The 13,530-nt window shown below is 53.1% G+C and carries 13 protein-coding genes and 1 tRNA gene; 5 read left to right on the top strand and 9 right to left on the bottom strand.

The window, feature by feature from the left end; translation table 11 throughout:
- Window positions 1-315: 315 nt before the first annotated feature.
- From HX448_RS07635 to HX448_RS07620, 4 genes are all read left to right on the top strand, one after another.
- Window positions 316-390, top strand: a tRNA-Met gene (locus tag HX448_RS07635).
- Between the two features lie 79 nt (window positions 391-469).
- Window positions 470-718: a hypothetical protein gene (locus HX448_RS07630; protein WP_162486002.1), complete on the top strand. Its 249-nt coding sequence runs from the start codon at window positions 470-472 to the stop codon at window positions 716-718.
- A 379-nt stretch (window positions 719-1,097) separates the two neighbouring features.
- Complete coding sequence (locus HX448_RS07625) at window positions 1,098-1,904, top strand: hypothetical protein (protein ID WP_102331676.1); 807 nt, start codon at window positions 1,098-1,100, stop codon at window positions 1,902-1,904.
- A complete protein-coding gene (locus tag HX448_RS07620; RefSeq protein ID WP_102331675.1) occupies window positions 1,904-2,176 on the top strand; it encodes a DUF2277 domain-containing protein in 273 nt (90 codons plus the stop codon). Before HX448_RS07625 ends, HX448_RS07620 begins: the two co-directional genes overlap by 1 nt.
- Window positions 2,177-2,181: 5 nt before the next feature.
- On the opposite strand, the gene HX448_RS07615 is transcribed toward HX448_RS07620, so the two are convergent.
- A complete protein-coding gene (locus HX448_RS07615; RefSeq protein WP_102331674.1) occupies window positions 2,182-3,126 on the bottom strand; it encodes a ribose-phosphate diphosphokinase in 945 nt (314 codons plus the stop codon).
- Window positions 3,127-3,192: 66 nt separating this feature from the next.
- Entirely contained in the window at window positions 3,193-4,440 is a 1,248-nt protein-coding gene (locus HX448_RS07610; RefSeq protein ID WP_102331673.1) for a serine hydroxymethyltransferase, read from the bottom strand.
- Window positions 4,441-5,014: 574 nt separating this feature from the next.
- On the opposite strand from HX448_RS07610, the gene HX448_RS07605 reads away from it, so the two are divergent.
- A complete protein-coding gene (locus HX448_RS07605) occupies window positions 5,015-6,709 on the top strand; it encodes a cation:proton antiporter (protein ID WP_102331672.1) in 1,695 nt (564 codons plus the stop codon).
- 34 nt (window positions 6,710-6,743) lie between these two features.
- Here the strand turns inward: HX448_RS07605 and HX448_RS07600 are convergent, their stop codons facing one another.
- The 7 genes from HX448_RS07600 to HX448_RS07570 all read right to left on the bottom strand — a co-directional run bounded on the left by HX448_RS07600 (window position 6,744) and on the right by HX448_RS07570 (window position 13,462).
- Window positions 6,744-7,205 (bottom strand): CBS domain-containing protein, encoded by a 462-nt coding sequence (locus tag HX448_RS07600; protein ID WP_102331671.1) that lies wholly within the window; start codon window positions 7,203-7,205, stop codon window positions 6,744-6,746.
- Window positions 7,206-7,234: 29 nt separating this feature from the next.
- Window positions 7,235-7,591, bottom strand: coding sequence for a P-II family nitrogen regulator (locus HX448_RS07595; RefSeq protein WP_102331670.1), 357 nt, complete (start codon window positions 7,589-7,591; stop codon window positions 7,235-7,237).
- Window positions 7,588-8,322, bottom strand: coding sequence for a DUF1538 domain-containing protein (locus tag HX448_RS07590; protein ID WP_102331669.1), 735 nt, complete (start codon window positions 8,320-8,322; stop codon window positions 7,588-7,590). Before HX448_RS07590 ends, HX448_RS07595 begins: the two co-directional genes overlap by 4 nt.
- Window positions 8,319-9,014, bottom strand: a complete 696-nt coding sequence (locus HX448_RS07585) for a DUF1538 domain-containing protein (RefSeq protein WP_102331668.1) — start codon at window positions 9,012-9,014, stop codon at window positions 8,319-8,321. The genes HX448_RS07590 and HX448_RS07585 overlap by 4 nt, the downstream gene beginning before the upstream one ends.
- Before the next feature lie 86 nt (window positions 9,015-9,100).
- Window positions 9,101-10,339, bottom strand: a complete 1,239-nt coding sequence (locus HX448_RS07580; protein ID WP_102331667.1) for a cation:proton antiporter — start codon at window positions 10,337-10,339, stop codon at window positions 9,101-9,103.
- Between the two features lie 193 nt (window positions 10,340-10,532).
- Window positions 10,533-12,866 carry an MASE3 domain-containing protein gene (locus tag HX448_RS07575; protein ID WP_102331666.1) on the bottom strand — a complete coding sequence of 778 codons (2,334 nt, stop codon included), beginning with the start codon at window positions 12,864-12,866 and terminating at the stop codon, window positions 10,533-10,535.
- A 179-nt stretch (window positions 12,867-13,045) separates the two neighbouring features.
- Window positions 13,046-13,462, bottom strand: coding sequence for a DUF805 domain-containing protein (locus HX448_RS07570; RefSeq protein WP_102331665.1), 417 nt, complete (start codon window positions 13,460-13,462; stop codon window positions 13,046-13,048).
- Window positions 13,463-13,530 lie beyond the last annotated feature (68 nt).

Genomic DNA, 13,530 nt, shown 5'->3' with positions numbered 1-13,530 from the left:
GGAGTTGCCTCCACCGTCACGTTTGAATAATGGAGATTTCGACTAACTAGCCGAAAAAACCTGACGTATGGGAGGCATAAGCAGTCCCGGGCGCGGTACCCGCGCTATTAATGTTCCGTCAAGTGCGGCGGTGGAAGGGGGTCCTGGACATGCTTATCACCTCCCTCTTGAGCAAGATGATTAACTTACATAATTGTACTGCTCCTTTTGAACTCAGTCAAAAATGACTAGAACTTAGGATATAGTATGGGTGTGAATTGACAGTCTCGGGCGGGGATTATAGAATTACTGCCTGTCGCGTTTTAAGTTCAGTATGGCGGCGTAGCTCAGCGGCAGAGCAGGGGACTCATAAGCCCTTGGTCGGTAGTTCAAATCTACCCGCCGCCACCACTTTCCCTTCAGCATTGTTATGAATCAACAATCCAAGTTACCCCGAGGTACCGTATTAGGTTGGATAACATTCGTTGTATTGTCATTACCCGTCCTGGCATTTGCAGTCGGGGTCGGCATGTCCGATGGTTTCACGTTGAATAGACTGGCAGTGGCCGCTGTCGACCTTGCTACTATCGGATTCGCCTCGTGGTTATTGGGGTTTGGGATATCAAGACGCTCAAAACTGTTGATAGTTCTAGCGGCAATTTTTATCTTATTAATACTGGTCACTTACGCCGCGGCAATATCCCTGTTAATCGGTGGTCTTAACATCAAGATATTCTAGAAAGCTGTTCAGCAACCAGCACCTTGGGCGGTAGTTCAAATCTACCCGCCGCCACCTTTTTTCCCCGCAATTCCGACCAATTTAGAAAGTCTAATGTACTCTGGTTCATGGCCGGGGAATTCTAGCTTTATTCCAATCCGGTGAACTGCATTTGGGACAATTGCCTGGGCTGGGGTCGCCTTCTTTAAGATATTGCACCCAAATGTAGCCGCAAACTTTGCATCTAAACAAATGACGTTTGGCAGTTTCCATGTTCAGAATTATACGAGTACACACGTGTAAAGTCATTTATCGGACCAGGACTTCATATTTGGCCGGCTTAAGCCGATCACTTCGTTTCAATTATTGTGTCCGATGATCAGTGTAATATACTGAAGTCATGATCGGAGACGAAGTTTTCCACGTGGCGGCAATGCCCCCAGCCGAGTTGTCCTCGGAACTCATCACCAGGATTGCCAATGCCGTCGCCCAACCGGACTATCAGATCCGGTTCCAGTTCGCCGGGCGTCTACCTCGAATGATCGGGCATTTCAGAAACGAAGATGCGGCAATCGCGGCAACCAGATCATTGTCGGCATTGGGATTGACCGCGTTTGTAGTATCCGAATCAGAACTTAGGCAGCCGGTTTCTCCCAAGCTGGTAGCTCATTCGGCAAGCTCTGAAAATGATAGGACCAGTTTTTCCAGCCGGAACGGAAACACAGAGAGCCTAACCGGCTCCGATGTTTTCATGATACTCGCCGCCCGCAGAACGAGCGTGGTCGAAGAGGGCACGTCTGAAAAGACCATGATGAAGGTGAATGTGCCGGCAACTTTGTTGAGCGGCGGTATCCCGCTGATGAAACGGATCGTTTCCAAAGGGCGGGAAGCTCAGACAATCACCGAGCAGTTCATCCGGCTCTACGGTGAAAAATCGATCGCGCCGGCTATCGAAATATGCCAGTTCGACTTTGATTATTCTTTCCTCGGAGGAAGAATGGGGCCGACAGCGGCGGGCAATTTCAGCACCCTGGTCGATGTTCTGAGGAAATCATTTCCAAAGGCATATTTCAACGACAGCATGTTGACCGGTTTTGCCGCAGGGTCTGACGGCGACTCAAGGATCGACATCGTAGAGCAAAATTGTCTCCTGTTGGTCAGGTATTATCAGGCGATGGCCAAGAATCACGTTCGGGAGGCTGCATAATGTGCCGCAATATCCACATGCTGTTCAACTTCGATCCGCCAGCTACAGAAGATGAAATAAACGCCGCGGCGCAGCAATACGTCCGAAAAGTTAGCGGCTTTTCCATTCCCTCAGCTGCCAATCACGCAGCCTTCGATCGGGCAATCAAAGAGGTTTCGAAGGCGACTTCGAAATTGTTAGATTCGCTGGTGACCGAAGCGCAGCCGAAAAACCGAGAGGCCGAAGCCGCCAAACGACACGCTAGGGCGGTCGAGAGGTTCGGCGGCGGATAATTCCACTATTCCTGCTGGAACATGGCGCCGACGGATAGGCCGGTGTGGATGCGGTGGATGGCCTCGCCGAGGAGAGATGCCACCGATAGGACGGTGATCTTATCGATCCGTTTCTCATCAGCCACCGGAATGGTGTCGGTAACGATGACCTCTTTAACCGCCGAGCCTTCGATGCGCTTGATGGCGGGACCGGACAACACCGGGTGGGTACAACAGGCATAGACCTCGGTAGCTCCGTTGTTCAGTAGCGTTTGCACCGAGTTGGTGAGAGAGCCGGCGGTATCGATCTCATCGTCAACGGTGAGGGCAATGCGTCCTTTTACGTCGCCGATGATATTCAAGGTCTCGGTCTTGTCTTCATTGCCGAGGCGGCGCTTTTCGATGATGGCCAGGGGGGCGTTCAGCCGGGCGGCGAAGTCTCGGGCGCGCTTGCTAATGCCGATATCGGTGGCAACGACCACCAGCGGCGACAGGTTCATTTTCTTGATATAGGTGGTGAGCAAGCTGATGGCTGAAAGTTCGTCGACCGGGATGTTGAAAAAGCCCTGGATCTGGGCGGCGTGGAGGTCGACGGTGAGCAGCCGGTTAGCCCCGGCGGTGGTGATCAGGTCGGCCAGGAGGCGGGCGGTGATGGGGACGCGAGGCTGGTCTTTCTTATCGGTGCGGCCGTAGGCATAGTAGGGGACGACCGCCGTAATACGGCCAGCCGAAGCCCTTTTAAGGGCATCGATCATGATCAGCATCTCGAGGATACTTTGATTTACAGGGGTCGAAAAGGGCTGGATGACGAAGGTATCGCGGTTGCGAACGTTGTCTAATATCTTGACGAAAATGTTCTCGTTGGAGAACTGGAAGACCTGGCTGTTGCCCATCGGAATGCCGAGATAATCGACCACAGCTTTTGCCAAAGCCGGGTGGGCGTTGCCGGTGAAAACCTTCATCTCATCCATTTTTCAGTCTCCAAATCCGAAGCACGAAATCCGAAATTCGAAAACAAGTCCAAAATTCGAAATTTTCTAGTCGGTGATGCCAGGGACGGGGAATTTCTCGGTCAGGGTTCTGACTTCCGCAGCGATGCGGGCCTCGACCTCGGGATTGCCGAAATTCTTGATGACCTCGTGGACCCAGGCGGCGATCCGGACCATTTCCGCTTCACCGAAGCCGCGGGTGGTAACCGCCGGGGTGCCCAGGCGCATGCCATTGGGGGCGGTGGCCTTCTGCGTAGCGACGAAAGGCACGGTGTTGCGGTTGACCACGATGTTGCAGCGGCCTAAAGCCTCCTCGGCGTCCTTGCCGTTGACGCCGGTGGCGGTGAGGTCGAGCAATACCAGGTGGTTATCGGTGCCGCCGGAAACAAGGCGGAAGCCGTGCTTTTGGAGCTCGCGGGCGAGCGTCTTTGAGTTGGCCAAAATCTGCCGGGCGTAGTCGCCGAACTCAGGGGTGGCGGCTTCGCGGAAGGCGACAGCCTTGCCGGCCAGGACATGCATCAGCGGCCCGCCCTGGATGCCGGGGAACATCGCGGAATCGATAGCGTGGGCCAGGTCCGCTTTGCAAAGGACGAAACCGCCGCGCGGGCCGCGCAGGGTTTTGTGGGTAGTCGAAGTGACGACATCGGCGTAGGGGACAGGAGAGGGATGAACGCCTGCCGCAACCAGTCCGGCGATATGGGCCATATCGACCATCATTTTGGCGCCGACCTTGTCGCAGATCCTGCGGATGCGCTCGAAATCGATGACGCGGGGATAGGCGGATGCTCCGGCGACGATGATCTTCGGTTGAGATTCGTCGGCCAGCTTTTCCATGGCGGCGTAGTCGATGCGCTCGGTCTCCTGGTCGAGGCCGTAGGCGACGACGTTATACATCTTTCCGGTGAAGTTGGCCTTGGCGCCGTGGGTCAGGTGACCTCCGTGGGACAGGCTCATGCCCATGATGGTGTCGCCGGGCTTGATCAGGGCGAAATAGGCGCCCATGTTAGCCTGAGCGCCCGAGTGGGGCTGGACGTTGGCGTGTTCGGCCTTAAAAAGTTCTTTACAGCGATCGATGGCGATGGTCTCGATGGTGTCCATGTTGTGGCAGCCGCCGTAATAGCGTTTGCCGGGGTAGCCTTCGGCGTACTTGTTGGTTAAAGAAGAGCCCTGCGCCTGGAGGATGGCGCGGGAGGCGTAGTTCTCCGAGGCAATGAGGTTGATCGTTTCCTGCTGCCGTTTATCCTCGGCGGCGATGGCATTGTAAATATCGGGATCATCAAAACGCAGTCTGGTCACTTCAATCCTTTCATAAACGTTCCAGCCGTTGCTTTGGGCGGCAGGAAGCAGAGGTCATTATAGCAAAACCTTTGGCGCGCGTCCCGCGAAGGAAGTTGTGAGTCGTGAGTTGTGAGTCTCGCGTGGGGTGAAACGAAGGAAACGAATCTTCCTCCCTTTGATGGATTGATTTGTTTCTTTGCGTAGAACAAGATCGACCGAAACGACTCCATTTTTACGTTCAACCCCCCCCGATTTCAAGGGTCGGGTTGCAGAAACAACTCGGCGTTTGGGAACGACTGCATGAATGGCAGTTCTCAAAAGGGGACGCATAGAGATTCTTCCCCGATGCTTCGCTCGGATTCAGAATGACAGATGAGGGCATGATGTCAATATTATAGCACGCCTGTACGATTAGGTTGTCAAGCGTGTCGTGTCGTTTTTGGAAGGATATTTTGTTATGTCACTTTTTCGCAATAAGTCCGCAAGAAAGCGCCGAGCGATAATCTAACAGCGCCTGATGTGTTTCAATCAGCTAGAGCGTTTGGCTTACCTGTGATAAAATTACAGACTTCCATGAATTTTAGGAGCCAAGTTGGAAAATTTGGGTCTTGGCTTTGATGTTGTTGTTGTTCTGCTTGCGGCTTTAGCCGGAGGTTTTTTAGCCAACCGGCTGAAATTGCCTGTTCTGCTGGGCTATCTGATTGCCGGCATGATCGTCAGCCCTTACAGCTTGGGTTTGGTTCAGGATATTGCGGCGATAGAAAATCTGGCGAATATCGGCGTCATAATGCTCCTTTTCACGCTGGGGCTGGAGTTCTCTTTCGATGAACTGCGCCGGGTAGGGAAGGTGGCTGTTTTCGGTGGGATCGCTCAAGTGATCCTGACAGGCGGCGCAGGCACTTTATTCGGTAAGGTGCTGGGCTGGGCGACTCCCGAAGCCATCTTTTTCGGCCTGGTGCTCACCATGAGTTCTACCCTTGTGGTACTCAAGCTGCTGCTTGACCGCAATGAACTCGACTCCGTGCACGGGCGGGTAATGATCGGTCTGCTCCTGGTGGAGGATCTATTCGTAATCCCGTTGATGATCATCATGCCCACCCTGGGCACTTCCGGAACTGAGGTTTTTCCTGCTCTGTTTGAAGCCGGAGGAAAAGCGATAGGATTCATTATCATCATGATTGGTGCGGGACTGTTGTTTTTACCTAGAGTTTTGAACCGTATCGCCGGGACCCGTTCAAAAGAGTTGTTCCTAATTTCAGTGGTGGCAATAACACTGGCGGCTGCCATTGCTTCCCAACTGTTCGGCGTCTCAGCCGCGATCGGAGCTTTCATTGCCGGGTTGCTCACCGGCCGTTCAATTTTTGCCCGTCAAGCCCTCGCCGATATCGTACCTTTCCGTGATGCTTTCGGTGCCTTATTCTTCGTGTCCCTCGGAACTCTCGTAGATTCAAGGTTCTTGACAAACAACGTGGCTCTTCTCGTTGGCGTTGTCGTTTTTATTTTTATCACAAAATTCATAATTTACACTGGAATTCCATGGGTTTTCGGGTTTAATGCCAGAACATCGATCATAACGGGTACCTGTCTGGCTCAAATAGGAGAGTTTAGTTTTGTGCTGGCCGGGGTCGGCGTGGCTTCGGGAATACTCAGCGACGGGACTTATGCGTTGATCCTGGGATCCGCCATCGTAACTATGGTACAAACCCCATTCTTGCTTTCCGGCACCAATCATTTATATAACCGTCTCAAAAGTACCGTTATTGGAAAGCGCATTCTAAGCATTCGCCCAGAGACCGAACCTCACGCGCTAAGTTCAATGGGCGGGCACACCGTGATTTGTGGCGGCGGCCGGGCAGCCTCGAGTCTGATCAAAATCCTTTCGAGGCGAAATCTGCCATATCTGATCATCGACCTGGATCCGCAAGTCATCTCACGATCTCGTAAGACAGGGGTGCCCTGTTTGTATGGGGATGCCAGCAAATTCGAGGTACTCCATGGAGCTTTCCTGGAAAAGGCCAAATTGCTGGTTTGCACATTCCCGAGTTTCCTTGACATACAGCTGACAGTGGAAAACGCGCGGAGCATCAATCCGAAATTGGACATAATTGTCAGGGTCGAGCGCGATAGCGATGAGGTAACCCTGAGAAAAGTAAATGTCAATGAACTGGTAAAACCTCAATTTGAAGCCGGTCTGGAGATTACCAGGCATGCTCTTCGCCGCTACGGTCTCAGCATCGTCGAAATCGAGTTTATCCTCAATTCACTACGAGGCGGGAAGATGAGCTGATTTTCTCAGATGCCAGCCAAACAGGCAGGTTTGTTCAGGCGCAGTCTTCGTCCAGTGTTTTCACCAGGATCTCAGAAAGACTCAGGTCGCCAATCACGTTCCCACCATCGTCGACAACGGGCAATATATCCTCATCCAGTCTCAGCATCTGTTGAAAAGCCTGCCGCAAAGTATCTGTTTTCTTCAGCCCGAACGACGCCCGGTCGCCCCGAGCCAGGGTCCTGGCAAGAGTTGATTTGATGGTGTCATTCAATGCGGAACACGTTCCGTCGGCTTCCCATTTGCCGATCAACTGGAATTCCGCCCACTTCCGTATCGCCAAACGGGAAATCAAACCGGCAAACCGGTTATCGGCATCTACAAGGAACACGCCCTTAACCTGTGGCTCTTTGGCATAAACCTTAACAACATTGACCATGCTCTCATTTTGATCGAGGGTCACACTTGAAGTGCCGTGTAACGAAAATACATCACCGACAAAAACTTCGGTTTTCATTGTCGCCTCCCTTTGTTAAATATCCGGACTTACGGTTTTTCCGATTGCGGAGCTTCGCCATGGTGGTTAATCCGATGACACACGCCAACGACACGTTCCACAGGCACAACGAAGGCGATCCCGGCGCCCGGGTCTTCCAAGTCGCAAGAATCGACGATCTGCTGAAGGATCACATCGGTCTTGTCAGGATACGTCACCGAGAGGATTATTTCCTTTTCCGGTTCGATGGGGATACCCATGATGCTTTGACTTTTCTCATGGATACCCACTCCCCGCCCCATGAGAATGGTGCCTCCTTCGGCGCCGGCCTTCATCGAATTCTCCAGCACCTTGTCTGCCCAGCCCTTTCTGACGATGGTGATGATGAGCGAAACATCGGACTTCATGGTTTCCTCCTTCTTGGAACCGTACGTACTAATACTCCCAAAATCATGACTGAAATGAGCGGGGCAAGTGCAATAAAAGATACCAGCCCGAATCCATAGATGGCGCCATCTTGCCCGCCGATGGCCGCCGACATACCTAGACCCAAGCTCAAGAGGAAGGTGTTGGCGAGCGGACCGGTGGCCACTCCCCCGGCGTCAAAAGCTACCGCCGTGTATTCCCTGGGGCTCAAGTAGGCGAGGACTAACGCTAACAGGTAACCGGGGATCAGAATATACAACAGCGGGATGGAATAGGTTATCCTGGCCATCCCCAGACCAACGAAGATCGCTACGCCGATAGAAATGGCTGCCAGCACGGTGGACTTGCGCATAGATCCCGAAGAGGCTTCTTCTACCTGATCGCACAATACCCTTACCGCCGGTTCGCTACGGGCGGTCAAGAAACCAAGAAGCAGCCCGAACGGGACCGCCAGCCATTTCGGGTCCAGGTTTCCTAGCGAGACCCCAATGGCATGGCCGTACGGCAGGAATCCGCCCTTGACGCCCTGCAAAAAAAGGACAAGACCGGCAGAGGCGATGAGCGTGCCTTTGAGCAGTTTCATAATGTAGGTGGGGGGCAGTTTCAGGAAGAATACCTGGAATATCAATAGAACGAAAAGCAGCGGCACGAAGGCTTCGATCACGCTTCCGGCTGTCTCCAGCAAGCCGTCGAAGATAGTGAGCCCGTTCATGAGTGAAAAATTCCCATAACGAGCACTCCGATTATCGGCCCTATCGACGCTAGCCCGATGATGCCGAAACCGTCGCCAACGCTCGACCGGCCGGCGAGAACTGAACTGAAACCGACGCCCAGGGAAATGATGATGGGGGCGGTGAGCGCCCCTGTCGTCACGGAACCGGAATCAAACGCCAGCGAGACGTAATCCGCGGGGGTCATCATGGAGAGCGCGATTACGATGAGGTAGCCGGCGGTCAGGAGGTAGGCAATAGGGATACCGCGCAGGATACGCAGCATGGCCATGACCACAAAAAATGCCACGCCGATTCCTATAATGTAGATGAGGTTCTGGTGGGAAACGGCACCCCCGGAAATGTCTTGCGCCCGGTCGGCTAACACGAGCACGTCCGGTTCGGCAATGGTGGTGGCGAAACCGATGAGAAAAGCGATGCCTACGATAAGCCAGAAAGACCGCCGTTGGACCAAGCCAGCCCCGACCGCTTTGCCCGCAGGCAAGATACCAACCTCGATACCGATGAGAAACAGTGTTATACCAGCAATGGCGAATAGGGTGCCAACCAGGAACTGGATAAATACCGCTGCCGACGCCCTGACAAGGACAAACTGCAGAATAATGATGACCCCGACGAGGGGGCCAGCCGCCCAGACTACTTCAAGGACTGTATCTTTAAGCAGTTTCGTCAAACGCGTCGCTCCGTCTTGATATGGGCACCAATAACATTCTAGGAGACAAGTTTGTTTGGTCAAAACCGGGACTAAGAGTCAATATCCTATTTATCGCCGGGTCTATTCCAACGGTCCTTGCCCCAGGCGTTGGATATCCATTCGGGATTGAGGCGGTAACTGAACCTGATGAGATACGGCGTCATAAAAGCGGTGACGCCAACCGCCATGCCGATGATGGGAAACAGAAAAGGGCTGGTCACACCCAGATCCTGGCCGCTCTTGGCCACGATCAACGCGAATTCTCCGACTTGACCCATACCGAGACCCACCTTGAGGGATGTCGAAAGGTCATAACCCATGAGCCGGGTGCCGAGGCCGCATCCGACAACCTTGCCGAGAAGCATCGTGGCGATTACGAGCAGTCCCGGCAGGAAGAAGGTGGTGAACTGAGTTATATCGATCAGAGCTCCGATGGAAACGAAGAACATCGCCCCGAACATTTCTTTAATCCGAAGAGTCAGGAAGGATATGCGGTGAGCTGACCGAGCGCTGGCGATAATGACGCCCATCAGGAACGCTCCGATGGCCATAGAAAGATCCAAGAAATTGGCAATCACCGAAAGAGCGAAGCAGAACCCGAGAGCGGTCAGGACTATCACCTCGTCGTGTTCGGTGTAGCCCTCACCTTCCTCCGGGTGGTTGATCCAGTCGATGATCCGGGGGATGAAGCGAAGGCCGATGACAAGGGAGCCGATCACGAACAGGAGCATCCGCCCGACCGAAAACGAGAGGTCCAGAAAGCTTATAGAGCCTGCGTCGATGACCGAGGTCGCCAGTCCCAGCGCCAGCACCACGATTAGATCCTCAACCACCAATACACCCATCATCACCAGCGCAGAAGTATCCTGTAATTTGCCCATATCTGACAAGACTTTAGCTATAACCACGGTAGAGCTTGAGGCCAATGCCATGCCTAAGAAGAGCGAATCCATGACTGGCCATTCCAAGAGTAGGCCGATGAAAAAACTTAAGACGAACATCCAGACAATTTCGATGATTGAAATGACCGCGTAAGCCTTAAGTCCGACCGACATAAGCTTTTTGAGAGGGAATTCCAACCCTATGCCGAACAAAAGCAGGATAACGCCGAGTTCCGCCGAGGCCTCAAGCACCTCTGGCCGGTTGATGAAACCGAACGGAGGGGTATACGGACCGATGATAATGCCGGCGATGAGGTACCCCAGGATCAACGGTTGCTTCAAACGGTGGAAGATGAAAGTCGCGATGGCGCCGACGGTCATAATTACGGCGAAATCGGCGATGACTTCGGTAGAAAATTCCAAGGGTCCCCCAAAGATTTTATGGTCTTGAATACCGAGGCAGGCTTGAAAACAGATTGAAAACTCGCGACCATTTTAACAGGAAAATGGTTAACGAGGAAATTGGTTGCGCCGGCGTTTACGTTCGGGATAAGCACCACGCATAATGGCCAATGTCAAATGCAGAAAGACCGCGATTTCCTTGAAAAGCAAGGCGCTAGGATAACGGCAACGAGACTTTGACGGAGGTGCCGCGGCCGATCTCGGATTCGGTGAGGCAGACGCCGCCGAGAAGGGCGGCGCGCTCGCGCATAGCGGAGATTCCTGTGGTGCGCCCGAGAGAGGCGATATCGAAACCCCGGCCATGGTCCTCGATGGTCAAATCCAGCTTACCGTCACGGATTTCAAGCCTGACCCAGGCTTCTTTGACGCCCGAATGGCGCATGATATTGGTCATGGCTTCCTGGGTGATGCGATAAACCGTCGTACCCACATTATGAGGTATATCCAAGGCGGCATCGTGAACAAAATGGATATCCAGTCCGGCCCTCTTGTTCAGGTCGTCGAACAGCCACTCGAGAGCAGGAACAAGGCCAAGAGTATCCAACACTCCCGGGCGCAATGACAGCGACAAACTCCGAACCGCCTGCATAGTCTCGGATACAGAATCGGAGACATTGAAGAGCTGTGGCTTAAGCGATTCCGGCGCGTCCCGGGTGATCCTGGCCAGCATCAGTTTCAACACAGTCAAGCTCTGGCCTATCTGGTCATGCAATTCCATCGCAATGGTGCCGCGTTCCTCTTCCTGGACGGTCAGAAGCTGGGCGGAAAGGGAGCGCAGAGAAGCCTCAGCCTGAGATCTCAATCTAAGTTCTTTAAGTAGGCTTTCCTGAGATCTCGTAAGTTCCTCGGTCCGGATCTGCACCCGTTTCTCGAGTTCTTCATTAAGATTAACGAGTGTCTGGCGCGCTTTTACCTGCTCCGTAACGTCTTTAAAAAAGACCGAAACGCCATCCGGGGTCGGAAAAGCCCGAACCTCGGTCCACAAGCCAAAGCCTGAATGGTGTGTAACCGCGGTAACAGGTTTCTGCTCGGCTATTACCCGCTCGTACAGGCTGATGGTCTTGTACGATTCGGCATCGGGATAAACCTGCCGTACGTCCTTGCCCAAAAGGTCCTCGGGTTTTACGTTTTGAATCCGGGCGGCGTTTGAATTGAGGTAGGTGTATCGCAGGTTACGATCAAATGCGACGAAGGCATCCGGCATGCTCTCAAGGACACCGACCTGCCGCTGCTCGCTTTCACGCAACTCCTTTTCAGCCTGTTTGCGCTCGGAGATATCGACACAGAATTCCACGCACTGATCAGCCACCAGGGAGCTGCCGGCAAACAGGAGCCACCTCCTGGCGCCGTCCTTCTGGAAATATTCTTTCTCGTATGGACCAATGCGCCCGCTCGCATGAAATTTCTCGATCTCCGCGAGACTCGTTTCAACGTATTCCGGCGGAGTCAACTTTTGCCAGGTAAGTTCACCGGCATCCACCTCGGATCGACTGTATCCCATAAGTTTCAGGAAGGTGTCATTGGCATCAGTCATGCGGCCTGTTGTCAAGTCCCAGAACATGACGCCGACGGTCTCGTTGTCCAACACCCTCTGAAGACGTTCGTTGCTGTGACGCAGCGCCTGCTCGGCATCTCTGGTCTGAGTAATTTCCTGGTTCAACTGAGTATTTAAGTTCCGGACACGTTCATCGCTCAACCTCAGATCCCGGTAGAGTATGTCCTGCGGCCGGTTCAGAGCGATTTCAACGAACACTGCGAAGACCACGCCGAAAGTACCGATCTGGAAGAAGTGGCCGACCATGTTGGTAATGCCGAACGGGTCGGTGTAGAGAGTGAAGGCTAACCCGGTAGCAATGGCCAATACAAGGGCCAAGGTCAGGAGCTTGAAAACCCTCGGCTCCAGGGTTTTCCGGTTTAAGAAATGAACGCCGATTGCCGCGGCAAGCAGACCGCAGATAACGTAATCTGAGATGACCTTGAACGGCGTCAGTCCGACGCCATCAATGAAGGTGGTGGGGAAATTGCGCCATACCAAAATTGACAAAACCACAGCCGCGGAGACGGCTGCGTAAACCGCTAAGGTCACTGGGACATTGAGCCGGCGCTTCATGAACAGGGGCGCAATGAGCAAAGAAATGCCGAGGAGATATCGGCTGGCGATATAGAACGGCGGACCCAGGTTTCCGTATCCGGTGAAAACGCCCATGTTCTTGTTGCCAAGCAGGTGCATGAAATCGACGAAAGCAAAAAAGAGGAAAGCGATACCGACAAAGAGGAAGTAGTCATTATCAAGGCGCTTCCGGCCGTTCCATGCCACCACAAAGACGCTGGCGGCGATGAACACTGTGATCATGTCCGCGAAGCTGTGGAAGAGAAGGTAGTCAGACTTGGCTACCAGGTAAGAACCGATCCCGATGAGGACGGCTAGAGCGACAAGAGCGAAGACTCTGGTTTTGGACATATATCTGTCAGAGTGGGTTGCCGTCATTAATGAGATTCTAACGGAAAATTATCTCTTGTAATCGTCATAAAGTCAATTAAGCTGACAGTTGCTGCCGCTTACAATAGATAGGCGCACCAAGAAACTCAGAATGGCAATAAAGTGAACGGACGCATTTGACTCAGGGTATGACCGAGATTCTTCGCTTTGCTCAGAAAGACAGTCTTCTATTGTACAGTTGAGGACACGGCAGGTGCCCGTTCAGCAGCTTTCGGGTCCGGTCCGTACTGGTTGGCGCCTGCTTTAGTGTCCAAAAGGGCAAAGATGAAAAGGACAACTGATCCGCCGGGAACAAGCGTAATCAGGTACCACCATCCGGAAAAACCGATATCATGCAACCGGCGGACGGTTACGGCGATCGAGGGAATGATCATAGCGAGCCCGTAAAGGACCACGGGAGTCACGGCAATGAAAGGGAACGAATCGGCATCGAAACCGCCGATGGCGACACCGAGAAGAACGCCAACTATCGATAAACCTACGGCAATGAGGAAATTGAACAGGACGAAAAACCAGTATTCTTTACGACGGGCCCGACCATCGAAAACTGCATATTTCTTTAAGGCTGCGAGGTACCAGGACATAGCGCCTCCTCTGAAATAAATTGATGAATTTTATTCCACAAATTGGGACTAATCAAGAAATATTTATC

This window comes from Dehalogenimonas etheniformans (assembly GCF_014672715.2).
Classification (GTDB): domain Bacteria; phylum Chloroflexota; class Dehalococcoidia; order Dehalococcoidales; family Dehalococcoidaceae; genus Dehalogenimonas; species Dehalogenimonas etheniformans.
Note: the sequence above shows the minus strand (reverse complement) of the source record. Positions and strands in the feature narration are given on the sequence as shown.